At 74.3% G+C, this 21,546-nt stretch carries 23 protein-coding genes; 12 read left to right on the top strand and 11 right to left on the bottom strand.

Annotation, left to right across the window (positions count from 1 at the left end; genetic code table 11):
• Positions 1-25: 25 nt before the first annotated feature.
• The 3 genes from ACGFZL_RS16675 to ACGFZL_RS16665 all read right to left on the bottom strand — a co-directional run bounded on the left by ACGFZL_RS16675 (position 26) and on the right by ACGFZL_RS16665 (position 3,887).
• Positions 26-1,024, bottom strand: coding sequence for an aminoglycoside phosphotransferase family protein (locus ACGFZL_RS16675; protein ID WP_393692290.1), 999 nt, complete (start codon positions 1,022-1,024; stop codon positions 26-28).
• A gap of 124 nt (positions 1,025-1,148) precedes the next feature.
• Positions 1,149-3,380: a catalase/peroxidase HPI gene (gene katG / locus ACGFZL_RS16670; RefSeq protein WP_393692288.1), complete on the bottom strand. Its 2,232-nt coding sequence runs from the start codon at positions 3,378-3,380 to the stop codon at positions 1,149-1,151.
• A 72-nt stretch (positions 3,381-3,452) separates the two neighbouring features.
• A complete protein-coding gene (locus ACGFZL_RS16665; protein WP_393692286.1) occupies positions 3,453-3,887 on the bottom strand; it encodes a Fur family transcriptional regulator in 435 nt (144 codons plus the stop codon).
• A 154-nt stretch (positions 3,888-4,041) separates the two neighbouring features.
• On the opposite strand from ACGFZL_RS16665, the gene ACGFZL_RS16660 reads away from it, so the two are divergent.
• The 3 genes from ACGFZL_RS16660 to ACGFZL_RS16650 all read left to right on the top strand — a co-directional run bounded on the left by ACGFZL_RS16660 (position 4,042) and on the right by ACGFZL_RS16650 (position 6,449).
• On the top strand, positions 4,042-5,142 hold the full coding sequence (locus ACGFZL_RS16660) for a DUF475 domain-containing protein (RefSeq protein ID WP_393692284.1): 1,101 nt from the start codon (positions 4,042-4,044) through the stop codon (positions 5,140-5,142).
• Between the two features lie 219 nt (positions 5,143-5,361).
• Positions 5,362-5,919, top strand: a complete 558-nt coding sequence (locus ACGFZL_RS16655; RefSeq protein ID WP_393692282.1) for a hypothetical protein — start codon at positions 5,362-5,364, stop codon at positions 5,917-5,919.
• Positions 5,874-6,449 carry a hypothetical protein gene (locus tag ACGFZL_RS16650; protein ID WP_393692280.1) on the top strand — a complete coding sequence of 192 codons (576 nt, stop codon included), beginning with the start codon at positions 5,874-5,876 and terminating at the stop codon, positions 6,447-6,449. The genes ACGFZL_RS16655 and ACGFZL_RS16650 overlap by 46 nt, the downstream gene beginning before the upstream one ends.
• Before the next feature lie 9 nt (positions 6,450-6,458).
• Here ACGFZL_RS16650 and ACGFZL_RS16645 read toward each other — a convergent pair whose 3' ends face one another.
• A complete protein-coding gene (locus tag ACGFZL_RS16645; protein ID WP_393692278.1) occupies positions 6,459-7,532 on the bottom strand; it encodes a polyprenyl synthetase family protein in 1,074 nt (357 codons plus the stop codon).
• Between the two features lie 135 nt (positions 7,533-7,667).
• Here ACGFZL_RS16645 and ACGFZL_RS16640 point away from each other — a divergent pair, with 135 nt between their 5' ends.
• Positions 7,668-8,513 (top strand): lysozyme, encoded by an 846-nt coding sequence (locus ACGFZL_RS16640; protein ID WP_393692276.1) that lies wholly within the window; start codon positions 7,668-7,670, stop codon positions 8,511-8,513.
• Here the strand turns inward: ACGFZL_RS16640 and ACGFZL_RS16635 are convergent.
• The gene (locus ACGFZL_RS16635; protein WP_393692274.1) at positions 8,503-9,222 is read right to left on the bottom strand and encodes an FAD binding domain-containing protein; all 720 of its coding nucleotides are present in this window, start codon (positions 9,220-9,222) and stop codon (positions 8,503-8,505) included. The genes ACGFZL_RS16640 and ACGFZL_RS16635 overlap by 11 nt on opposite strands.
• Positions 9,223-9,399: 177 nt before the next feature.
• A complete protein-coding gene (locus tag ACGFZL_RS16630; protein ID WP_393692272.1) occupies positions 9,400-10,353 on the bottom strand; it encodes a ketopantoate reductase family protein in 954 nt (317 codons plus the stop codon).
• A gap of 255 nt (positions 10,354-10,608) precedes the next feature.
• On the opposite strand from ACGFZL_RS16630, the gene ACGFZL_RS16625 reads away from it, so the two are divergent.
• The 3 genes from ACGFZL_RS16625 (at position 10,609) to ACGFZL_RS16615 (ending at position 12,185) form a co-directional block, all read left to right on the top strand.
• On the top strand, positions 10,609-10,824 hold the full coding sequence (locus ACGFZL_RS16625; protein ID WP_355173681.1) for a hypothetical protein: 216 nt from the start codon (positions 10,609-10,611) through the stop codon (positions 10,822-10,824).
• A gap of 85 nt (positions 10,825-10,909) precedes the next feature.
• Positions 10,910-11,515 carry a flavodoxin family protein gene (locus ACGFZL_RS16620; protein ID WP_355173679.1) on the top strand — a complete coding sequence of 202 codons (606 nt, stop codon included), beginning with the start codon at positions 10,910-10,912 and terminating at the stop codon, positions 11,513-11,515.
• A gap of 106 nt (positions 11,516-11,621) precedes the next feature.
• Positions 11,622-12,185 carry a Dps family protein gene (locus ACGFZL_RS16615; RefSeq protein WP_393692269.1) on the top strand — a complete coding sequence of 188 codons (564 nt, stop codon included), beginning with the start codon at positions 11,622-11,624 and terminating at the stop codon, positions 12,183-12,185.
• A gap of 79 nt (positions 12,186-12,264) precedes the next feature.
• Here the strand turns inward: ACGFZL_RS16615 and ACGFZL_RS16610 are convergent, their stop codons facing one another.
• The gene (locus ACGFZL_RS16610; RefSeq protein ID WP_393692267.1) at positions 12,265-12,429 is read right to left on the bottom strand and encodes a hypothetical protein; all 165 of its coding nucleotides are present in this window, start codon (positions 12,427-12,429) and stop codon (positions 12,265-12,267) included.
• A gap of 64 nt (positions 12,430-12,493) precedes the next feature.
• Positions 12,494-12,850: a PRC-barrel domain-containing protein gene (locus ACGFZL_RS16605; RefSeq protein ID WP_355173673.1), complete on the bottom strand. Its 357-nt coding sequence runs from the start codon at positions 12,848-12,850 to the stop codon at positions 12,494-12,496.
• A gap of 160 nt (positions 12,851-13,010) precedes the next feature.
• Between ACGFZL_RS16605 and ACGFZL_RS16600 the strand changes: the two genes are divergently transcribed.
• Positions 13,011-13,874: an RNA polymerase sigma factor SigF gene (locus ACGFZL_RS16600; RefSeq protein ID WP_393692265.1), complete on the top strand. Its 864-nt coding sequence runs from the start codon at positions 13,011-13,013 to the stop codon at positions 13,872-13,874.
• A 54-nt stretch (positions 13,875-13,928) separates the two neighbouring features.
• Here the strand turns inward: ACGFZL_RS16600 and ACGFZL_RS16595 are convergent, their stop codons facing one another.
• Positions 13,929-14,921 carry a Ku protein gene (locus ACGFZL_RS16595; protein ID WP_393692263.1) on the bottom strand — a complete coding sequence of 331 codons (993 nt, stop codon included), beginning with the start codon at positions 14,919-14,921 and terminating at the stop codon, positions 13,929-13,931.
• Between the two features lie 227 nt (positions 14,922-15,148).
• Here ACGFZL_RS16595 and ACGFZL_RS16590 point away from each other — a divergent pair, with 227 nt between their 5' ends.
• The gene (locus ACGFZL_RS16590; RefSeq protein WP_393692261.1) at positions 15,149-16,270 is read left to right on the top strand and encodes a lipid II:glycine glycyltransferase FemX; all 1,122 of its coding nucleotides are present in this window, start codon (positions 15,149-15,151) and stop codon (positions 16,268-16,270) included.
• Positions 16,271-16,273: 3 nt separating this feature from the next.
• Here ACGFZL_RS16590 and ACGFZL_RS16585 read toward each other — a convergent pair whose 3' ends face one another.
• A complete protein-coding gene (locus ACGFZL_RS16585) occupies positions 16,274-17,719 on the bottom strand; it encodes a purine-cytosine permease family protein (protein WP_393692259.1) in 1,446 nt (481 codons plus the stop codon).
• 68 nt (positions 17,720-17,787) lie between these two features.
• On the opposite strand from ACGFZL_RS16585, the gene ACGFZL_RS16580 reads away from it, so the two are divergent.
• From ACGFZL_RS16580 to ACGFZL_RS16570, 3 genes are all read left to right on the top strand, one after another.
• Positions 17,788-18,426 (top strand): TetR/AcrR family transcriptional regulator, encoded by a 639-nt coding sequence (locus tag ACGFZL_RS16580; RefSeq protein WP_393692257.1) that lies wholly within the window; start codon positions 17,788-17,790, stop codon positions 18,424-18,426.
• A gap of 28 nt (positions 18,427-18,454) precedes the next feature.
• The gene (locus tag ACGFZL_RS16575) at positions 18,455-20,080 is read left to right on the top strand and encodes an amidohydrolase (protein ID WP_393692255.1); all 1,626 of its coding nucleotides are present in this window, start codon (positions 18,455-18,457) and stop codon (positions 20,078-20,080) included.
• Between the two features lie 73 nt (positions 20,081-20,153).
• Positions 20,154-20,855, top strand: a complete 702-nt coding sequence (locus ACGFZL_RS16570; RefSeq protein ID WP_393692253.1) for a type 1 glutamine amidotransferase — start codon at positions 20,154-20,156, stop codon at positions 20,853-20,855.
• A gap of 90 nt (positions 20,856-20,945) precedes the next feature.
• Here the strand turns inward: ACGFZL_RS16570 and ACGFZL_RS16565 are convergent, their stop codons facing one another.
• Complete coding sequence (locus tag ACGFZL_RS16565; protein WP_355173637.1) at positions 20,946-21,515, bottom strand: WHG domain-containing protein; 570 nt, start codon at positions 21,513-21,515, stop codon at positions 20,946-20,948.
• Between the last annotated feature and the right edge of the window lie 31 nt (positions 21,516-21,546).

Here is a 21,546-nt window from a genome sequence, read left to right as displayed (position 1 = left end):
GCATCCGCCACTGACAACGCCGCTCCTACAGGGGCGGCTCCGCCAGCAGCTCCAGCAGGGTGCGGGCCCGCGCGGCGGCGGGGGCGGCGCCCGGCGCGGTGGGGAACAGGCGGCCCCAGGAGCCGGCCCGGACGACCGCGCTCAGCCGCCAGGCGAGGCGCGCCGCGCGCCGCAGCCCGGCGGCGCTCGTGCCGGCGCCGGTCCAGGGTTCCAGGTAGGCGTCGCGCAGCCGCGGCAGCAGCTCGGGGCCGTACCGCTCGACGGCCTTGCGGGCGGGCACCGGCAGACTGCAGAAGGGGTGGGAGAGCACCGCGTCGCCCCAGTCGAAGAAGGTGAACCGGCCCGGCGCGGGGCGGAAGAGCTGGCCGTCGTGGAGGTCGGCGTGGTCCAGGGTGTCCGCGACGCCGACCGCCGCCAGCTCCGCGCACCAGTCGGCGAGTCGGGGCCGGAGCCGGTCGAGGGCGGCGCGGTCGTCCGGGCCGAGGACGGTGTCCTCGAAGAGGTGCCGCTCGAGGACACCGGGCAGGGCGGCGGGTGTGGCGTCGGGGACGCCGAGCCGGGCGATCTCCCCCGCGCGGGGTTCCAGGGCGCGCTGCACACCGGCGTACTGGCCGAGCAGCGCCTCCCACTCCGCGGCCTCGACCGGTTCGCGGGCGAGCGCGTCACGGAAGAGCTCTCCCCCGTCGGGCAGCATCGCCCAGCCGCGGCCGGCGTCGACGGCCAGCGGGCGCAGGACGTGCCCGGGCACCCAGCGGGCCAGCGCCTCGGTCAGCGCGCCCTCGAAACGGCTGGCCGGCGGGTTGGCCTTGAACCAGACCGCGTCCCGCTCCCCGAGCGGGAGCCGCGCCAGCACGGACCACGGCCGCAGCCGCACCCGCCAGGGTCCGGTGGTCCGCAGGCCGTGCTCGGCGAGGACGCGCTCCACCCACTCCCCGGCCGCCGCCCGCCACTCCGGGTCCTCCCACGGGGTCACGGCGTCCTGGTGATTCCCCCGGTCCGCGTCCGGGCCGGTCTCCTGTCGCATCGCGCCATCTCAGCACCGGCCCCGCCCGGCCGCAACCACGTTTCCGCCGGTCAGAGACGTGACGCCGCTGCGGTGGACGGAGTGCCCGGGCCGGCCGCGGCGGGTCGGCCCGGGCATCGGCGGATCAGGCGCGGACGTCGAACCGGTCGGCGTCCATGACCTTGGCCCACGCGGCGACGAAGTCGCGCGTGAACTTCTCCGAGGCGTCGTCGGAGGCGTAGACCTCGGCGAGCGCGCGCAGTTCGGAGTTGGAGCCGAAGACCAGGTCGGCGCGGGTGCCGGTCCACTTCACCTGGCCGGCGGCGTCCCGGGCCTCGAAGGCGCTCTGGTCCTCGGAGGTGGACTTCCACGTCGTGCCCAGGTCGAGCAGGTTGACGAAGAAGTCGTTGGTGAGGGTGCCGGGCCGCTCGGTGAGGACGCCGTGCCGCGAGCCCTGGTGGTTGGCGCCGAGGACGCGCAGGCCGCCGACGAGGACGGTCAGCTCCGGGGCGCTCAGGCCGAGCAGGTTGGCGCGGTCGAGCAGCAGGAACTCGGCCGGCAGCCGGTTGCCCTTGCCGAGGTAGTTGCGGAAGCCGTCGGCGACCGGCTCCAGGGCCTCGAAGGACTCGGCGTCGGTGTGCTCGTCGGTCGCGTCGACCCGGCCGGGGGTGAAGGGCACCTCCACCGCGTGGCCGCCGTCCTTCGCCGCCTTCTCCACGGCCGCGGCGCCGCCGAGGACGATGAGGTCGGCCAGCGAGACCTTGCGGTCGGCGGAGGCGTTGAACTCCTCCTGGACCTGCTCCAGGACGCGGAGCACCTGGGCGAGGCCCTCGGGGTCGTTGACCTCCCAGCCGCGCTGCGGCTGCAGGCGGATGCGGGCGCCGTTGGCACCGCCGCGCTTGTCGCTGTGGCGGAAGGTGGAGGCCGACGCCCAGGCGGTGGTGACCAGCTGGGAGACGGTCAGGCCCGAGTCGAGCAGCTTGGCCTTGAGGGCCGCGACGTCCGAGGCGTCGATCGGCGCGCCCGCGCGCTCCGGCAGCGGGTCCTGCCACAGCAGCGTCTCCTCGGGGACCTCCGGGCCGAGGTAGAGCGACTTCGGGCCCAGGTCGCGGTGGGTCAGCTTGTACCAGGCGCGGGCGAAGGCGTCCGCGAACTCCTGCGGGTTCTCGTGGAAGCGGCGGGAGATCGGCTCGTAGACCGGGTCGAGGCGCAGCGCCAGGTCGGTGGTGAGCATCGACGGGGCGATCTTCTTCGCCGGGTCGTGGGCGGCGGGCACGGTGCCCTCGCCGGCGCCGTCCTTCGGCTTCCACTGGTGGGCGCCGGCCGGGGACCGGGTCAGCTCCCACTCGTAGCCGAAGAGGTTGTCGAAGAAGCCGTTGCTCCACCGCGTGGGCGTGGTGGTCCAGGTGACCTCCAGGCCGGAGGTGATGGTGTCGGCGCCCTTGCCGGTGCCGAAGGTGTTGCGCCAGCCGAAGCCCTGCTCCTCGAAGCCGGCGGCCTCGGGGTCGGGTCCGACGTGGTCGGCGGGACCGGCGCCATGGGTCTTGCCGAAGGTGTGGCCGCCGGCGATGAGGGCGACGGTCTCCTCGTCGTTCATCGCCATCCGGCGGAAGGTCTCGCGGATGTCGCGGGCGGCGGCGATCGGGTCCGGGTTGCCGTTGGGGCCCTCGGGGTTGACGTAGATGAGGCCCATCTGGACGGCGCCGAGCGGGCTCTCCAGGTCGCGGTCGCCGGTGTAGCGCTCGTCGCCGAGCCAGTCGGTCTCCGGGCCCCAGTAGACGTCCTCCTCGGACTCCCAGACGTCCGCGCGGCCGCCGGCGAAGCCGAAGGTCTCGAAGCCCATCGACTCCAGGGACACGTTGCCGGCCAGGATGAGCAGGTCGGCCCAGGACAGGCTCTGGCCGTACTTCTTCTTCACCGGCCACAGCAGGCGGCGGGCCTTGTCCAGGTTGACGTTGTCCGGCCAGCTGTTGAGCGGCGCGAAGCGCTGCTGGCCGGCGCCGGCGCCGCCGCGGCCGTCGCTGATCCGGTAGGTGCCGGCGCTGTGCCAGGCCATGCGGATGAGGAACGGGCCGTAGTGGCCGAAGTCGGCGGGCCACCAGTCCTGGGAGGTGGTCAGCACCTCGGCGATGTCGCGCTTGACGGCGGGGAGGTCCAGGGAGCGGAACGCCTCGGCGTAGTCGAAGTCCTCGCCGAGCGGGTTGGCCACCGCCGGGTTCTTGGCGAGGATCTTGAGGTTGAGCCGCTCCGGCCACCACTGCCGGTTGCCACCGCCCTGCGTCGGGTGCGGGGCCCGGGCGGCCCCGTGGGCGACCGGGCAGCGCACCTCCTCGTCGGTCTTCGCGTCGGTGACGATGGCGTCGTGGTTCTCGGACATGGACATCCTTCCGGACGGGGCGGAACAGGGTGCTGTGAGGAAGATCGTGGGGCCGCGGGGGGGGCGGCCGGGTCAGGGCGCCTGCGCGGTGCAGTCGGGGCACAGGCCCCGGTAGAGGACCTCGGCCTCGTCTATCGCGAAGCCGTGGTCGTCGGAGGCGGTCAGGCAGGGCGCCTCGCCCACCGCGCAGTCGACGTCGGCGAGCGCGCCGCAGGACCGGCACAGGACGTGGTGGTGGTTGTCCCCGACCCGCCCCTCGAAGCGGGCCGCGCCGCCGGGCGGCTCGATGCGGCGGACCAGGCCGGCCGCGGTGAGCGCGTGCAGCCCCTCGTACACGGCCTGGAGGGAGACATGGCCGACCCGGCCGCGCACGCCGGTGGCGATGGCCTCGACGCCGAGGTGGTCGCCCGCGCGGACGGTCTCGAGCAGGGCGACGCGGGCGGCGGTGACGCGCAGGCCGACGCCACGCAGCTCCGCCGCGACGGCCGTGTTCGGCGATGCGGTCATGGCGGGCAGCCTACTTCCCTAAACCGGAATGATTCAAGAAAACGAACGATTCCAATCTGGTGACCTGCGGGAGACCGGCGGAGGCGGGCAGCGGGGCGGGGGGAAGATCGTGGTAGACAACCTGCACCGACCGACGACAGGATCGAGTCCGCCCGTGCTTGTGAAGACGTTCCGCTGGGCCTTCGCCGCCACCCTGCTCGGTCTGGCGGCGGGGGTGCTGTACGACGGCTGGACCGCGCTCGGCCTGGTGGCCATCCTCGCGGTCCTCGAGGTCTCGCTCTCCTTCGACAACGCGGTGATCAACGCCGGGATCCTGAAGAAGATGAGCGCCTTCTGGCAGACGATCTTCCTCACCGTCGGCGTCCTCATCGCGGTCTTCGGCATGCGGCTGGTGTTCCCCGTCGTGATCGTGGCGGTCACGGCGCGGCTGAGTCCCTGGTCGGCGGTCGACCTCGCACTCACCGACAAGGACCGCTACGAGCAGCTGGTCACCGACGCGCACCCGTCGATCGCGGCCTTCGGCGGCATGTTCCTACTGATGATCTTCCTGGACTTCGTCTTCGAGGACCGGGACATCAAGTGGCTGAGCTGGCTCGAGCGGCCGCTGGCCCGGCTCGGCAAGGTCGACATGCTGTCGGTGTGCCTCGCCCTGATCGTGCTGCTCGTCTCGGCGCTCACCGTCGGCGCCCACGCCCACCAGCACGGCGGCACCCACGCCGACAAGGCGGAGACGGTGCTGCTGGCCGGCGTGGCCGGGCTGGTCACGTACATGATCGTCGGCGGTCTCTCCGGCTACTTCGAGGACCGGCTCGAAGAGGAGGAGGAGCGCGAGCACGAGGCCGAGGAGAAGGCGGAGCGGACCGGCACCGCGCGCTCGGGCATCGCCCTCACCGGCAAGGCCGCGTTCTTCATGTTCCTGTACCTGGAGGTCCTGGACGCCTCGTTCTCCTTCGACGGCGTGATCGGCGCCTTCGCCATCACCAACGACATCGTGCTGATGGCCCTGGGCCTCGGCATCGGCGCCATGTACGTCCGCTCGCTCACCGTCTACCTGGTCCGCCAGGGCACCCTGGACGACTACGTGTACCTGGAGCACGGCGCGCACTACGCCATCGGCGCCCTCGCCGTGATCCTGCTGGTCACCATCGAGTACGAGATCAACGAGATCGTCACCGGCCTGGTCGGCGTCGTCCTGATCGGCGCCTCCTTCTGGTCCTCGGTGCGCCGCAACCGGGCGCTCGCGGCGGCCGAATGACCTCGCCCGCCGCCGGCTCACCGGGCGGACGACAGGGCTAGAGGCCCGCGAGCCAAGACTCCCCGGGGTGGACAGGGGCCGGCAGCCCGGCGAGGGTCTCGTCAGTTCCGTGCCGCCGTCCGGCAGTTGCCCGTTCACCACCGAAACGTGTCAACGGTCTCGTCCGCTGCCCACCGGCCCGTCGGAGAGCCCGCCGGGGCCGAACAGGTGCGCTACATTTTGCATCCCCACGCCGCCCACACCGGCGGCACCGCCCCGGCCTACCTCGTGTCCGCCGGCCCGGCGCCCGCCCGGGTGCGTGCCGAGGCCGACCTGCGGGTGACCGGCGCGAGCGGCGCCTCGGGGCTGGTCCTCGGCTACTCGGGCGCCGGCGACCACCTCGCCGTCTGGCTGGACCGCGACCGCGGGGCCCTGGTCACCGCCGTGCGGGTCCAGGGGGTGGACCGGGGCACCAGGGTGACGCCGTTGCCGCCCGGGTTCCGGTGGGACACCTGGCACCATGCCGCCGCCGAGCTGCGCGGGACGCGGCTGACGGTGGAGGTCGGCACCGACCGGCTGCGCGACGCGGTGGCCGTCCAGGAGCGGGACGTGCCGGTGGCGGCCGTCCACGGCGGCCGGGTGGGGGCGGCGGCCCGGGGGCCCGGCGCGTCCCCGAACCGGGGCCCGGCGCGGCGCTGCCCGCCTACAGCGACGAGTTCGACGGCGACGCGCTGTCCGCCGACTGGAGCTGGGTGCGCGGCCCGGCGCCCGGCGCCGCCACCGCCGGCGGCGAGCTGAGCCGGCCGACCGGCGACACCGAGCTGTACCTGGGCGGCAACACCGCCCCGGTGCTCACCCGGGCGGCCCCCGCGGGCGACTTCACGGTGGAGACGGAGCTGCACCTGGCGTCGGGACCCGCCGACCAGCAGGCGGGGCTGGTGCTGTACGGGGGTGACGACCGCTTCTTCAAGCTGGTGCACGCCGTGCTGCCGGTGGCGCACACCGCCGGGAAGGTCACGCACGTCACCGAGTTCGCCAAGGAGGGGGCCCGGCCCACCACCAGTCCGCCGCAGCCGGTGGCGTACGGCCCGATGTTCGGCGGTCCGGCCGCCGGGACGCTGTGGATGCGGCTGTCGTACCACGCGGACACCGCGGGGAACGAGCACGAGGTCCGCGCCGCCACGAGCACGGACGGGACGCACCGGACGCGGACCGGCGTGTGGACGCTGCCCCGGGAGCCGGGGCAGGCGCTGGGCATCGGGCTGGTCTCGATGAACAGCGCCGGCGCCACCGCCCGCTTCTCCTACCTGCGGACGTACCGGAACTGACGCCCGGCGTCAGCTGTCGCGCCGTACGCTCCACAGCGGCAGCTGCTCGAAGAAGCCGACCGCCTCCGCCCGCCAGCGGGGGCGCCAGCGGGCCGCCACCTCGGCGGCCCGCTCGGCGTGCCGGCGCATGTCGGCCCGCAGCGCGTCGGCCACGCCGTGGCGCTCGCCGATCTCGCGGACGGCGGCGACGGTCTCGGGCGTACAGGCGGGATCGCCCAGGGCCTTCTCCACGACCGAGCGGTCGGGGCCGGTGACGGTGGCGAGCAGCCGGGCGACGGCGTAGCTGCGGCGGCCCTCGCGCAGGTCGGTGCCGATGGGCTTGCCCAGCACGGCCGCGTCGCCGAACAGGTCGAGGTCGTCGTCGCGCATCTGGCCGCAGATGCCGACCAGGCGGGCGTAGTGGCGCAGTTCCGCGTCCCACTCGCCCCCCTGCGCCCCGGCGGCCAGGAGGCCGAGGCGCAGGGGGGCGAGGACGGAGTAGCGGGCCGACTTGTGGTCGGCCACGTCGTGCAGGACCGAGTCGTCCACCGCCCCGTCCGCGAAGTCGCGTTCCAGGTCCATGATCTGGCCCACGAAGGTGTCGGCGGCGGCCCGGGTCAGCACCTCGACCATGGCCTGCCGGGTCTCGGCGGGGACCGGGGCGTCGAGCAGCGCGCGCAGGGACAGGGCGAGCGCGAGGTCGCCGGCGAGCACGGTCAGGCCGAGGGCCGCCCGCGGGTGGCCGGGCAGCCGCTCGCGGTAGGCGTAGTAGGTGGAGGGGCCGCCCCGGCGGGTGGGGCTGTCGTCGATGAGGTCGTCGTGCACCAGGCCGTGGGTCTGGAGCAGTTCGACGGCGAGCGCGGCGGCGTCCAGGCCGGCCACCGGGGCGTCGGTCACCAGGCCGGCCGCCTCGTGCAGCAGCACCACCCGCATCCGCTTGCCGCCCCGCAGGGACAGCGCGCGCAGCAGGTCGACGCACTCGGGGGTGAAGCGGCTGAAGGCCGGTGCGCCGAGGGTCGCCGGCAGGGCGGCGAAGTACTCCTCGAAGAGCGCGTCGAACCGGCGCCCGACGCGGGCGATACGGGCCGGCGGCTGCTCGGTCATGCGGGGACCTCCTGGTCACGGGGGCGGGGACGCCCCGGGAAGTCTGCCAGGCGGGTGGCAGCGCCCGGACGGGTGGTGGCGCCGTCTGGAGCAGTGCGGGGTGCGGGGCGGGGCGGCAGCGGGTCGGATGGGGCCATGCGCTCACCCATAGCCGTGGCCCCTGGCCACTCACGCCTGCTCGCGGCCGGTGTCGTCCTCGCCGCCCAGTCGCTCCTGCTGAGCCTGTCCGCCGTCCCGGCCGCGGCCGACGGCGGACAGCCCGTCCCGGCCCGCGGCACCGCCCGCATGGGCCAGGGGGTGCTCGAACACGAGGGGGTGCTCGGCCGCCCCGCCGACGTCGACCGCGCGGCGGTGGCCAGGACCGAGGGCGTCGACGTCTCCAGCCACCAGGGCAACGTCGCCTGGCCGACCCTGTGGAAGAGCGGGGTCAAGTGGGCCTACGTGAAGGCCACCGAGGGCACGTCCTACCGCAACCCGTACTGGACCCAGCAGTACCGCGGCTCCTACGACGCCGGCATGATCCGCGGCGGCTACCACTTCGCGACCCCCGACACCTCGGGCGGCGCCGCGCAGGCCGACTACTTCGCCGACCACGGCGGCGCCTGGTCCAAGGACGGCAAGACGCTGCCGGGCGTGCTCGACATCGAGTACAACCCGTACGGCGCCACCTGCTACGGCCGCACGAAGAGCCAGATGGTCAGCTGGATCAAGTCCTTCCTGGACCGCTACAAGTCCCGCACCGGCCGGGAGGCGGTCATCTACACCTCCACCAACTGGTGGACGCAGTGCACCGGCAACTACAGCGGCTTCGGGTCCCGCAACCCGCTGTGGGTCGCCCGGTACGCCTCGACGGTGGGCACCCTGCCGGCCGGCTGGTCCTTCCAGACCATGTGGCAGTACACCTCGACCGGCGCGACCGTCGGCGACCACGACCGGTTCAACGGCGATCTGGCCCGGGTCAAGGAGCTGGCTACCGGCTGAGCGGGTCGAGGACGGCGACGACCTGCTCGCGCACCACCGCGCGGGCCGCCGGGGGCAGCGCCCCGAGGCCGGTGCGCTCCAGGGCGGCGACCGCCCGCTCGGCGCCGGAGTTGCCGGCGGTGGCCTCGCTGAGCACGTCGTAGCCGTCGCGGACGGCGACCCGCAGCAGCAGCCGGTCCTCCTCGTCGGCGTGCACGGCGGTGGCCACCACCAGCGGGGGCGGCCCGCCCGCCTCCGCCGGCAGCTTGCGGTAGCCGCTGGCCACCGGGGTGCGCCAGCGCAGGGCGAGCATCAGGGGGCGCTTGGCCACGACTTCGGCCAGCTCGGCCTCGTAGCACCGCTCCGCGTCGAGGACGGTGGCCCGCGCCCCCAGCACCAGGGCGGCCGGCAGCAGGCACCGCAGGGTGCTGCCCACGATGTTGCCGCCGACGGTGGCCGTGCGGCGGACCGCTCCGGTGCCCACGGAGGCCGCCGCCCGGCGCAGCACCTCCGGCACGCGCTCGTCGACGCGGTGCAGGACCACGGCCGCGCCGAGCGCCTCGGGCTCGACCAGGTTCGCCTCCGGCACCTCCCGCAGCGTCATGGCCTGCTGCGGGAAGCCGTCGCGTTGCCAGGTCGCCCACACGAGGGTGGCTCCGCCGATGGGCACCGCCCCCTCGGCCAGGCCCTCCTGGGCCTCGGACACGGACCTGGGCAGACGCAACAGCACGGTGATCGACCTGCTTTCCCCGAGCGGCGGCGGTGGGGCGGGGTGCGTCCGCGCCGCGTGATCACGGTCACTGGCATTGTCCGCGGCAGCGCGGGGGCGCGTCCAGGGCTCATGCGCTCACCGTGTGCGCCGTTCGCGCGCCACCGCGCTCCCGCGAGCCCGGAACAGCCGGCCGCGTCAGCGGATCGCCGACAGCTCCGCCACCAGCCGGGTGGCGACCGGCACGGGGACGCCGTGCCGCTCCGCCGCGCGGAGCAGCGCGCCGCCGATCGCCTCCAGTTCGAGCGGGCGGCCCGCCTCGGCATCGCGCAGCATGGAGGACTTGGCCTCCGGCGGGAAGGCGTCGTAGCGCGCCAGGATCAGGTCGGCGTCCAGGTCGGCGGTGCCGCAGGCCCGGCCCACGGCGGTGGTCTCGGCCACCAGGGCGGCCAGTTCCGCGCGCCGTTCGGTGCGGATGCCGCCGATGGGCAGCCGGTGCCGGGTGGTGAGCAGCGCGAAGGGGGCCAGGAAGGCCAGTTTGGTCCAGAGCACGGCGTCCTCGTCGGCGTCGACGCGGACCCGCACGCCGGCCGAGGTGAGCAGCGCGGCGGGCGGGGCGAGGCGGTCGGCCGGACCGGCCAGGTCGACCTCGGTGAAGGGGCTGCCATGTTCGATGACGCCGGGGGCGGTGCGGGTGGACTCGACGCGGATGGCCGCCGGAACCACGCGCCCCGCGCCGAAGCGCTCGCGCAGGGGCGCGAGGTGCTCCACGCCGTTCAGCAGCGGGACGACCAGCCCCTCGCCCAGCGCCTCGGCGGGCACCCGGTCCAGGGCGGCTTCGAGCGCGGTGTGCTTGACGGCCACCAGGCACAGGTCGACGGGCCCGCGCAGCGCGGTGTCGGCCTCCACCCGGGCGTCGAAGGCGCCGAACTGGGCGCTGCGCACGGTGATTCCACCCGCGCGCAGCGCCTCGGCGGTGGCGTCGCCCGCGAGGCACACGACCCGGTGTCCGGCGCGGGAGAGCAGCGCGGCGAGCAGTCCGCCGACCCCGCCGGGGCCGAGTACGGCGATGGTGCGGGGGGTGGTGGGCCGGTCGTCGCTCAGGATGTCGGTCGGGTCGTCGGTCAGGTCGTCGGTCAGGTCGTCGGTCATGCGGGAACCTCCGTGGTGACGGGTCGACACGCGCACGCACGCGTTGCCGCCCTGGATCCAGGGTGATCATGGCATGCGTCCGTCACACCCGGGCCGGGAACGCCGGCGGCGAGGGGTCGCACGGGACGGCTCCCACGTGCTTCCCGCGCCCCCGGGCCGAGCGCGTTCTCGGCGGCCCGGGTGGGTATCTCCCCGGGCAGTCCCCCTGACCGCCGGTGCGGACACCGGCAGGGGCTCTACGGAAGGTGCACCGGCATGACCGAACTCCACGGCCTGGAACCCGTCGCGACGTTCTGCGGCAACTGCGACTGCGGCTGCCCGCAGCTGTTCGTCGACCCCGGCGCCCCGGCCGAGCGGCGCGTCGTCCTCACCGACGACTTCGGGCAGCGTGTGCAGATGAGCGCCGACCAGTTCTCCTCCCTGCTGGAGGAGGCCAAGCGCGGCGGCCTGGACGGGGTCGCGCGCGCCTGACCCGCCGCGGCGGTCGTCGCGCGGCCGGGTGAATCCGGCCGCGCCGCCACGATGGAGGGCCCCCGGACGGGGAACACAGAGCTTCATGCGCGCAACCGTCATCAACTGCACCCTCAAACCGTCCCCCCAGCCCTCCAACACCGAGGCCCTGGCCGAGACCGTCATCGCGGCGCTCAAGGGGCACGGGGTGGAGGTGGACGTCGTCCGGGCCGTGGACCTCGACATCCGGCCCGGCGTCGAGACCGACATGGGCGAGGGCGACGCCTGGCCGGCCGTCCACGAGAAGCTGCTGGCCTCGGAGATCCTGGTCATCGCCTCGCCGACCTGGGTGGGCCGCCCCTCCTCCATCGCCCAGCGCGTCCTGGAGCGCATGGGCGCCATGCTCAGCGAGACGGACGACGAGGAGCGGCCGGTCGCCTACAACCGGGTGGCCGGCGTCCTGGTCACCGGTAACGAGGACGGCGCGCACCATGTCATCAGCGAGATCGGCGGGGCCTTGGGCGACATCGGCTACACCGTCCCCGGCCAGGCGTGGACGTACTGGCACCTGGGCCCGGGGCCGGGCCCCGACTACCTGGACGACGACCGCGGCCACGACTGGGCGACCTCGACCGGCCGGGCCATGGCCTCCAACCTGGTCCACGCCGCCCGCGCCCTCAGCGCGATGCCGCTGCCGGCACCGCCGTCCTGACCCCCTTCGTGCCGAACAGGCGCAATGTGCATGTCTGGCCTCGCCGATGCGGGGCAGTCGTCCACAGGCAACAACGAACGCGACGCATCAGGAGCTGAGGTCCGCCATGACGCACGATCTGACCCCCAAGTACACGGTCCCCGGCATCGAGCGCGAGGCCGCCGGACGGCTGATCGGCGTGCTGCGCCTGCGGCTGCACGCGCTCAACGATCTCCATCTGACGCTCAAGCACGTGCACTGGAACGTCGTGGGGCCGCACTTCATCGCGGTGCACGAGATGATCGACCCGCAGGTCGACCAGGTCCGCGAGATGGCCGACGACATCGCCGAGCGCATCGCCGCGCTGGGCGGCGTGGCCCAGGGCACGCCGGGGGCGCTGGTCTCCGAGCGGTCGTGGGACGACTACTCGATCGGCCGGGCCGACGCCATCGCCCACCTCGGCGCGCTGGACGTCGTCTACACCGGCGTGGTCGAGGACATGCGCGCCGCCGTCAAGGAGGCCGGGGACATCGACCCCGCCACCGAGGACCTGCTGATCGGCCAGCTGCGCGACCTGGAGCAGTTCCAGTGGTTCGTCCGGGCCCACCTGGAGAGCTCCGGCGGCACCCTGGCCACGGGCGACGCGGACTCCGAGACGGAGGCAGCCGCGCGCGGCGCGAAGCTCAGCTGAGCCGGGGCTCGGTCGACGCGAAGGGGCCGGCCCCCGCCCCCCGGGGCGGGGGCCGGCCCCTTTCCTGGTGCCGCGGGGCTCAGCGGGCCGGACGGCGCCGGCGCCCGAGCAGCACTCCCGCCAGGACCAGGTCGGCGACCAGGACCAGCACGCCGATCACGAACAGGTAGAACAGTCCCTCGGCGGCCAGGCCGACCGCGCCCAGGACGACCGCGACCAGCAACAGCAGCAGGAACAGGCTCACAGGGGGCTCTCCTCGTCAGTGGGCTCGTGAAGGGGCTCGCCGGCGGGCGGCACGGGATGTCCGGTCAGCGCCGCGCGAGGCGCCGCTCGCCGCGGCTGCCCGGCTCGTACGGCAGGTCGTAGTGCGCGAACACCCCGCTCTCCGCCTCGGCGGCCAGCTCCCCGTCGGGATCGATGCCGGGCGCGTCCTTCACCAGGCTCTTGTCGTAGGTGACCTTGAGGTAGCCCGGTCCCACGGTGGCCTTCTCCAGCGGGACGAACACCAGCCGGCGGCGCGTCGGCAGGCCGACCGTGACCGCGCCGAACGCCGGCCGGTCGGTGGCGGTGTCGACGTAGATGGACTCCAGACTCCCGATCTTGCGGCCTTCGATGTCGACGACGTCATGGCCACGCCAGTCTCGGATGTTGTCAGCCTCGAACATGCCCATTCTTCCCTTCCGGCCCTCAGCAGGACGCACTCCCTGTCTAGTTCCCCGCATCCGCTCGCAACTCGCATGCATGAGGTGCGCCGACCGGGGTAATCGCGTGATCGTCCGAGGAGATCCGGACGACGATGGGGCCGACCGCCGGGGAGGGCGCAGCATGACGACGACCGTGACTGAGACGACGACGGGGACGGTTCGGGGTGCCGGGCGGCTCGGCGGCGTGCCGGAGATCACGGACCCGTCGAAGGTGGCTCCGCGCGACGCGCGGGAGCTGTCGCGGCTGTTCTTCGACCAGCTGGCCGGCCTGGAGGAGGGCACGGCCGAGTACCAGTACGCGCGCAACACGCTGATCGAGATGAACATGTCCCTGGTCCGCTTCGCGGCCGGCCGCTTCCGCAGCCGTGGCCCGGAGGAGATGGAGGACATCGTCCAGGTCGGCATGATCGGCCTGATCAAGGCGATCGACCGGTTCGAGCTGACCCGCGAGGTCGAGTTCACCTCCTTCGCCGTCCCCTACATCGTCGGCGAGATCAAGCGGTTCTTCCGCGACACCTCCTGGGCCGTGCACGTGCCCCGCCGCCTGCAGGAGGCGCGGGTGCAGCTGGCCCGGGCCACGGAGGAGCTGCGCTCCCGGCTCGGCCGCAACCCCACCACCCGGGAGCTGGCGGAGCTGATGAGCCTGCCCGAGGACGAGGTCGTCGAGGCCCGCCTGGCGGCCAACGGCTACAACTCCGCCTCCCTGGACGCCGCACTCAGCGGCAGCGAGGACGGCGAGTCCGCGCTCGCCGACTTCATCGGCGCCGACGACGCCGCCCTGGCGCTGGTGGACGACTTCCACGCGCTGGCCCCGATGATCGCCGAGCTGGACGAGCGCGACCGGCAGATCATCCACTGGCGGTTCGTGGAGGAGCTGACCCAGAAGGAGATCGGCGAGCGCCTGGGCGTCTCCCAGATGCACGTCTCCCGCCTGATCTCCCGCCTCCTGGGCCGCCTGCGCGAGGGCATGCTCACCACCAGCTGAGCCACCGACCCAAGTACCGACCGGACCGGCTGGTTCCGGCGGAGACAGGCGGGGTCAGGCCGCGGACGCCCGCTTCCGGCGGGCCCCGCCGCCTGCCAGGGCGTCGACCAGCTGATCGCGGGTCATCTTCGAGCGTCCTGGCACGTCCTGCTCGGTGGCCATGCGGTACAGCTCGGCCTTGCCGAGGCGTTGCAGCTCGGCGCGTCGGGACGCCTTCTTCTCCTTCGACGAGCCGGTGGGCGTCTCCTTCGCCGCCGCCTTGGACGCCCCCTTCGCCCGGTCCAGGCTGCCCTGGAGGACGTCCATCAGGTCGACCACGTCGGTGGCCTGCGGCGGCCCCTCGGCGGTGGCGATCTCCCGCCCCTCCGCCTTGGCCCGCACCAGCTCGCGGACCTGCTCCTGGTAGGTGTCCTCGTACCGGGACGGGTCCCAGGGCGTGCTGAGCGCGTCGACCAGACGCAGGGCCATGTCCAGCTCCTTGCCCCGGCCGGTGCGGCCCGAGGGCAGGTCGGGCAGCTCCGTGCCCGGGTCGCGGACCTCGTCCGCCCAGTGCAGCGTCTGGAGGACCAGCACGTCGTCCTCCGCGCGCAGCGCCGTGAGGTACTGCCGGTTGCGCAGGACGAAGGTCGCGATGCCCGCCCGGCCCGCCTCGGCCAGGGCGGAGCGCAGCAGCTCGTAGACCTTGCGGTACTCCTCTCCGCGCGGGGCGAGGTAGTAGGCGCGGCCGAAGTAGACCGGCGCGATCTCGTCCAGCGGGACGAAGTCGGTGATGTCGAGGGTGCGCGAGCGTCCCGGGGCGATGTCGTCCAGCTCGTCGGGCTCGACGACGACGTACTCCCCCTCCCCCACCTCGTAGCCCTTGACGATGTCGGAGGCGTCGACCTCCTTGCCGGTGCGCTCGTTGACCCGCCGGTTGCGGATCCGGTCGGAGGTGTCGCGCTGGAGCTGGTGGAAGTGGACGGTGTGGTCCTCGGTCGCCGTGAACAGGCCGACGGGCACCGTGACAAGACCGAAGGTGATCACGCCCGTCCAGATCGCCCGCGCCATGGCTCTCCTCCGCCGCCGCTCCGTCCCCCTCCACGCTGGCACCGTCGGGGCGCTCCCGCGCGTCGGGCGGGGCGGGCGGGGGTCGGTGGCGCCCCGGGGATGCCCGAACAGCCGTCAGCCCGCGCGGATCGGGCGGCGCCGGTATTCCCTGGTGGGGCGGGAACCGTCACCCGAAGGGGCGACGTCACCCGGACCGTACCGTCCAGCCGAACCGAGGAACGTCGCCCATGACCTACCAGCTGAAGCCGATCTCCCGCGAGGAGCACCTCCGCTTCGTCGCGGCCCGGCCGTCCGTCAGCCACCTCCAGGTCCCCTCGTGGGGCGAGGTGAAGCCGGACTGGCGGGCGGAGAGCCTGGGCTGGTTCGACCGGGAGGGGCACCTGGTGGGCGCCGCCCTGGTGCTGCTGCGTCCGCTGCCCCGGATGCGGCGGTGCCTGGCCTACCTGCCGGAGGGCCCGGTGATCGACTGGTCGGGCGGGGACCTGGAGCGGTGGCTGCGGCCGATGCTGACGCACCTGAGGCAGCGGGGCGCGTTCGCGGTGCGGATGGGTCCGCCGGTGGTGGCGCGGCGCTGGGACGCGGACGCGGTGAAGGCGGCGATCGCCGATCCCGGGGCCCGGCGGCTCGGGGACGTGCCGGCCACCGCCGAGGAGCCGGGCGCGGCGGAGCTGGCGGGCCGGCTGCGGGAGCTGGGCTGGCGGCCGGCCGCGGCCGGCGGCGAGGACGGCTTCGCGGCGGGCCAGCCGCGGTACGTGTGCCAGGTGCCGTTCGCCGGGCGGTCGCTGGAGCAGATCCAGGGCGGTTTCAACCAGCAGTGGCGGCGCAACATCAAGAAGGCCGAGAAGGCGGGCGTGAAGGTCGTGCGGGGCGATCGCGGCGACCTCGCGGCCTTCCACGAGCTGTATCGGGAGACCGCGGAGCGGGACCGCTTCGCTCCCCGCCCGCTCGCCTACTTCGAGCGCATGTGGACCGCGCTGACCGCCGAGGACCCCGACCGGATGCGCCTGTACCTCGCGCACCACGACGGCGAGGTGCTCGCCGCGGCCACCATGCTGACCGTCGGCGACCACGTCTGGTATTCCTACGGCGCCTCCACGGCCCGCCGGCGCGAGGTCCAGCCGAACAACGCCCTGCAGTGGCAGATGATGCGCGACGCCCATGAACTCGGCGCGGCCGTCTACGACTTCCGGGGGATCACGGACACGCTGGCGGAGGACAACCACCTGCTGGGGCTGCTCCGCTTCAAGGTCGGCGCGGGCGGCGAGGCGGTGGAGTACCTCGGCGAGTGGGAGTACCCGCTGAACCGGCTGCTGCACCGGGCCTTCGGCCTGTACATGTCCCGGCGCTGATCCTCAGGCCGCCCCCGCGGTGGTCCGGCGGCGCATGAGGAGCAGGTAGAGCACCGCCGCCACCACGAGGCCCACCGGCAGGGCCAGGTCGACGCCGCCGAGGAGCCGGGCGACGGGCCCGGTGTAGAGGGTGTCGACGCACAGGGCGGCGGCGACGACCCCGCCGGCCAGGGCCAGGGCGCCGGCCGGGTTGACGCCCGCGGTGTACCAGAAGCGGCTGTCCGGGGTCTCGTCCGTCAGGGCGGTGCCGTCGTAGCGGTTGCGGCGCAGCAGGATGTCGGCGGCGTAGACGGCCATCGCGGGGCCGAGGAGGACGACGGTGAGCTGGAGGACGTTGTTGACGGTCTCCAGGAAGTCGGAGGCGAGCAGCCCGTAGAGGGTGAGGGAGACGGCGGCGGTGCCGTCGGCAAGGACGCTGACGGAGCGGCGGATGCGGATGCCGACGGCCTGGAGGGCGAGGCCGGCGCTGTAGGAGGTCAGGGCGTTGATGGCGATGGTGCCGAGCACCAGGGCGAGCAGGAAGAGGGGGGTGAACCAGCCGGGCAGCAGATGGGCGAGGCCGGCCTGCGGGTCCGTCATGTCGACGGCGGTGGCGGCGAGGGCGCCCAGGGAGCAGACGACGACGCTGGGCAGGAAGCCGCCGAGCGCGGTCCAGCCGGCGACGGCCCGGGGCGAGGTGGTGCGGGGCAGGTAGCGGGAGAAGTCGGCGCTGGTCGTGTAGGAGAGCGGGCCCGAGCCGGTGAGGGTGACGGCGGCGATCATGGCGGTCCACAGGTCGCCGCCGTGCAGCGGTGCGGCGGGGGTGTAGGAGAAGTCGGTGTGCCCGAGCACGGCGACGGCGACGACGCAGAAGACGGCACCGAGGACCAGCGTGATCGGCAGGTAGATCTTCATGATCATCGCGTGGCCGTAGACGCCGATGGCGAGGGTGAGCGCGGCGATGACCAGGACGACGGCGACCTTCACGCCGGTGGTGGCGGTGAGGCCGGTCCGCTCGACGAGGGCGAAGGCGGCGGACGCGGCGGCGGCCAGGTTGAGGGCGAAGTAGCAGACGGAGATCAGCCAGCCGACGATCGCGTTGTTGACGCGGTTGCCGCGCACCCCGTACATGGCCCGCGTGATCACCTCGCTGGGCGCGCCGGCCGCGGGTCCGGACACCGCGAGCAGGCCGGTGAGCACCCAGAAGAGGTTGCCGGCCACGACGGCGGCGAGCGCCTGCCAGAGGGTCAGGCCCATGAGGATCAGGGACCCGCCGATCACCAGGCTCAGGTAGGTGACGTTGGCCGCCGCCCAGACGGAGAACAACTGCCGGGGGTGTCCGTGGCGTTCGTGGTCGGGGATGTGGTCGATGCCGTGGGCCTCCACGCGTCCCGCCCGTTCCGAGGGGGGCGGCGCCTCCTGGCGGGCGGTGCCGGTGCGGTGCTGCGGGTCGGGGATCGTGGACGCCATGAGGCTCCTCCGGAGGCTGGTAACCCACCTGCTTGCTTGTTGGTCGCACACTCAATAGCATCGATTCCATGTCGTCAAGCACTCCGAACAAGCGAATCCGCAAGTCTCCCGCCGTCAGACGTGCGGAAATCGTTGCGGTGGCCGCCGAGGTCGCACTGACCGAAGGTCTCGAGTGCGTCACGCTCCGCCGGATCGCCGAGGAACTGGCCGTCCGCCCGGGGCTCATCAGCCACTACTTCCCGGCCGTGGAGGAGCTGGTGGCCGAGGCGTACGGCGACGCGGCGGGCGGCGAACTGGACGACCTGCTCCCGGCCGACCGGGGCGGCGCGAGTGCGTCCCGGCACCTGGCGCGCTTCCTCGCCCGCACGCGCGGCGAGCGGTTCGACGGCATCAGCCGGCTCTGGCTCAACGCCCGGCACCTGAGCCGCTACCGGCCCGCGCTGCGCGACCGCGTCGCCGTCCAGGAGGCGGCCTGGCGCGACCGGCTCGGCGGCCTGATCCGCGACGGCGTCACGGCCGGCGAGTTCCGCACGGCGGACCCCGATGCGGCGGCCGTGCGGATCCTCGTCGTCCTCGACGGTCTCGGGGCGCACGCCAACAGCGACACCAGCGCGCACCCGCCCGAGCTGCTCCTGTTGCCCGCCATCACCGCCGAACGCGAACTGGGCCTGGCCCCGGGCGCCTTGACCGACCCCGCTGCGAACTGACCCGTGCACCCGCCCCGAAGGAGCCCCTGTGCGCACCTCCCTCGTCCTGCTCTCGGCCCGGCTGCTCGACCCGGTCGCCGGCGGCTTCCTGCCCGAGACCGCGCTGGCCGTGTCCGACGGGCGGATCACCGCCCTCGGCGACGACCGCTCGGTCCGCGCGCTCGCGGGCCCCTCGGCCACGGTGCTCGACCTGAAGGGCGCGGTGGTGACACCGGGCCTGGTCGACGGGCACATCCACCCCGCCTCGGGGGCCGACATGACCCACGGTCTCGACCTGTCGGGGTGCACCGACGTGCCCCAGGTGCGCGCGGCGCTGGCGGCGGCGGTGCGGGACCTCTCCCCCGGTGCCTGGCTGCACGGCTGGGGCCTGGACCCGAACGTGTTCGGCGAGGGCCCGGTCGGCATCACGCCTTTCGACGCGGTGCTCGACGGGGTGCCGGCGCTGCTGCGCCTCTTCGACGCGCACTCCCTGCTGGCGAGCCGCCGCGCCCTGGAACTGGCCGGGGTCGACGGGCCGCGCTCCTTCGACCAGGCCACCGCCGAGGTGGTGTGCGACGCGGCGGGCCGGCCCACCGGTCTGCTCCTGGAGGAGGCCGCCGGTGAGCTGGTGGAGCGGGTCGCTCCGCAGCCCACCCGCGCCGAGCGCCTGGAGCGGCTCGCGGCCACCCTGGACGCCATGGCCGCCGCCGGACTGACCGGCGGTCATGTCATGGACGCGGGCGGTGACAGCGTGGAGCTGTACCGGGAGCTGGACGAGGCGGGGCGGCTGCCGCTGCGGCTGCGGGTCGCGCCCTGGTGCCAGCCGGGCACCGGCGCCGAGGGGGTGAGGGCCCTGGTCGAGCGGCAGGGCACGGGCGGCCGGCTGTGGCGGATCGCCGGCGTCAAGATCTTCATGGACGGCACCATCGACAACGGCACCGCGTGGCTGGAGCAGCCGGACTGCCACGGCGAGTCCCGGGACGCCTTCTGGCCGGACCCGGAGGAGTACTCGCGGGTCGTCGGCGCGCTGCACCGGGCCGGCGTGCCCACCGCCACCCACGCCATCGGCGACGCGGCGGTGCGCCACGCCCTGGACGCGGTGGAGCGGGCCCAGGCCGACGTGGCCGCCGCGGTGCGCCATCGGATCGAGCACATCGAGACCGTCCCGGACGACACGCTGCGCCGGTTCGCCGCGCTCGGCGTCGTCGCGTCCATGCAGCCCACGCACTGCTGCGACTTCACCCGGGCCGACCACACCGACAACTGGTCCCGCCGCCTCGGCGAGCCGCGGGCCTCGCGCGCCTGGCGCTGCCGCGACCTGCTGGACTCGGGGGCCACGGTGGTCCTCGGCTCGGACTGGCCGATCGCCCCCTACCCGCCGCTGGGCGTCATGGCGGGCGCCCGGCACCGGCGGCCGACCCGGGACCTGACCCGGGCGCCGCACGGCCCGGAGCAGGCGCTCACCGCCCTGGAGGCGCTGCGCGGTGTCACGGCGAGCGCGGCCCACGCGGCGGGCGAGGAGCGCGAGGCCGGCCGGATCGCCCTCGGCCACCGCGCCGACCTCACCGTCCTGGCCGCCGACCCGCTGACGGTGCCGGCCACCGAGCTGGCGGACGTCCAGGTGCTGGCGACGGTCCTGGCCGGCGACCTGACCCACCGGACCGCGACGCTCTGACGGCGCCGGAGGGTTGACGGCGGGCGCGCCGCGGGCACGGTCTCCCGAGGGACGGACCGACCGGGAGGCGCGGATGGCACGGCTGCTGGTGGTGCAGAACGGACCGGACGGCGGTCCGGGCCGGTTCGGCGACTGGCTGCGGGCGGACGGCGTGTCACCGGACGTGGTGCACGCCCACGCCGGCGCGCCGCTCCCTCGCCGGCTGTCGGGGCACCGGGGCGTTCTGGTGCTCGGCGGCGGCTACCTCCCCGACGACGACGCCCGGGCACCCTGGCTCGCCACCACCCGGGCGCTGGTCGCCGAGGCGCTGGCGGAGGGTGCGCCGGTGTTCGGGATCTGCCTGGGCGGGCAGTTGCTCGCCCAGGTGGCCGGCGGGCGCGTCGAAGGGCGCTGCGGCGAGCCGGAGTTCGGCAGCACGCCGCTCACCGTACGGGCCGAGGCGGGCGGGGACCTCCTCTTCCGCGGACTGCCGGACCGGGTGACGGCGGTGGAGCGGCACGTCGACGCCGTCACGGCGCTGCCGCCGGGCGCCGCCTGGTTGATGTCCAGCGAGCGCTGCCCGTACCAGGCGTTCCGGGTCGGAGAGCGGGCCTGGGGCGTGCAGTTCCACCCGGAGGCGGACGCGGAGCGGGTACGGGCCTGGGACCCGGCGCGCCTGCGCGAGCTGGGCCTGGACCCGGCGGAGCTGTGCCGGAGGGCGGAGCGGGACGGGCCGGCGGGTGCGGCGGTCTGGCGGCGGGTCGCCCGGCGCTTCGCGGCGCTGGTGCGCGGATGAGGGGGTTGGCGGCGATCCAGCCCGGTATGCCCTGGAAGGGGGAGCCTTCAGGTATGTCGGTCATGACGGCGCGGCGTACGCCGTGATCGCTCAGGGCGCGGGCCAGTTCCGCAGCAGGGCGTCGAGGGCGTCCACGATGCGGTCCCACGACTCCTGCGAGTCGGGGGCGCTGTGGCTGAAGCCGCCGGCCAGTTCCAGGTCGACGTAGCCGTGGAAGACGCTGCCGAGCAGGCGCACGGCGTGGGTCTCGTCCGGCTCGGCCAGATGGTAGCCGCGCAGGATGGCCCGGGTCATCTGGGAGTGCCGGACGCCGGCGCTCGCCGCCGCCGTCTCGGGGTCGAGCCGCAGCCGGGCGGCGGCGTAGCGGCCGGGGTGGGCGCGGGCGTAGTCGCGGTAGACGTTGGCGAAGGCGGCGAGGGCGTCCTTGCCGGCGCGTCCGGCCAGGGCGGCGGCGCACCGGTCGGCGAGTTCGGCGAGGGCGAGCAGGGCGATCCCGGTCCGCAGGTCCTGCGAGCCGCGCACGTGGGAGTAGAGGCTGGCGACCTTCACGTCGAAGCGCCGGGCCAGCTCGGAGACCGTCACCTGGTCGAAGCCGATCTCGTCGGCGAGTTCCGCACCCGCCCGGACCAGTCGTTCCGTGGTCAGTCCCACGCGTGCCATGTACGTCCTCCCGGTGGTGGTCACTCAGTAT

The organism is Streptomyces sp. NPDC048182 (genome assembly GCF_043202555.1).
Taxonomy (GTDB): domain Bacteria; phylum Actinomycetota; class Actinomycetes; order Streptomycetales; family Streptomycetaceae; genus Streptomyces.
Note: the sequence above shows the minus strand (reverse complement) of the source record. Positions and strands in the feature narration are given on the sequence as shown.

Excerpts from the sequence above, each read along its gene's own strand:
- ACGFZL_RS16675 (WP_393692290.1), bottom strand. The coding sequence starts at position 1,024 with ATGCGACAGGAGACCGGCCCGGACGCGGACCGGGGGAATCACCAGGAC.
- katG (WP_393692288.1), bottom strand. The coding sequence starts at position 3,380 with ATGTCCGAGAACCACGACGCCATCGTCACCGACGCGAAGACCGACGAG.
- ACGFZL_RS16665 (WP_393692286.1), bottom strand. The coding sequence starts at position 3,887 with ATGACCGCATCGCCGAACACGGCCGTCGCGGCGGAGCTGCGTGGCGTC.
- ACGFZL_RS16645 (WP_393692278.1), bottom strand. The coding sequence starts at position 7,532 with ATGACCGAGCAGCCGCCGGCCCGTATCGCCCGCGTCGGGCGCCGGTTC.
- ACGFZL_RS16640 (WP_393692276.1), top strand. The coding sequence starts at position 7,668 with ATGCGCTCACCCATAGCCGTGGCCCCTGGCCACTCACGCCTGCTCGCG.
- ACGFZL_RS16630 (WP_393692272.1), bottom strand. The coding sequence starts at position 10,353 with ATGACCGACGACCTGACCGACGACCTGACCGACGACCCGACCGACATC.
- ACGFZL_RS16625 (WP_355173681.1), top strand. The coding sequence starts at position 10,609 with ATGACCGAACTCCACGGCCTGGAACCCGTCGCGACGTTCTGCGGCAAC.
- ACGFZL_RS16620 (WP_355173679.1), top strand. The coding sequence starts at position 10,910 with ATGCGCGCAACCGTCATCAACTGCACCCTCAAACCGTCCCCCCAGCCC.
- ACGFZL_RS16615 (WP_393692269.1), top strand. The coding sequence starts at position 11,622 with ATGACGCACGATCTGACCCCCAAGTACACGGTCCCCGGCATCGAGCGC.
- ACGFZL_RS16605 (WP_355173673.1), bottom strand. The coding sequence starts at position 12,850 with ATGTTCGAGGCTGACAACATCCGAGACTGGCGTGGCCATGACGTCGTC.
- ACGFZL_RS16600 (WP_393692265.1), top strand. The coding sequence starts at position 13,011 with ATGACGACGACCGTGACTGAGACGACGACGGGGACGGTTCGGGGTGCC.
- ACGFZL_RS16595 (WP_393692263.1), bottom strand. The coding sequence starts at position 14,921 with ATGGCGCGGGCGATCTGGACGGGCGTGATCACCTTCGGTCTTGTCACG.
- ACGFZL_RS16590 (WP_393692261.1), top strand. The coding sequence starts at position 15,149 with ATGACCTACCAGCTGAAGCCGATCTCCCGCGAGGAGCACCTCCGCTTC.
- ACGFZL_RS16585 (WP_393692259.1), bottom strand. The coding sequence starts at position 17,719 with ATGGCGTCCACGATCCCCGACCCGCAGCACCGCACCGGCACCGCCCGC.
- ACGFZL_RS16580 (WP_393692257.1), top strand. The coding sequence starts at position 17,788 with ATGTCGTCAAGCACTCCGAACAAGCGAATCCGCAAGTCTCCCGCCGTC.
- ACGFZL_RS16570 (WP_393692253.1), top strand. The coding sequence starts at position 20,154 with ATGGCACGGCTGCTGGTGGTGCAGAACGGACCGGACGGCGGTCCGGGC.
- ACGFZL_RS16565 (WP_355173637.1), bottom strand. The coding sequence starts at position 21,515 with ATGGCACGCGTGGGACTGACCACGGAACGACTGGTCCGGGCGGGTGCG.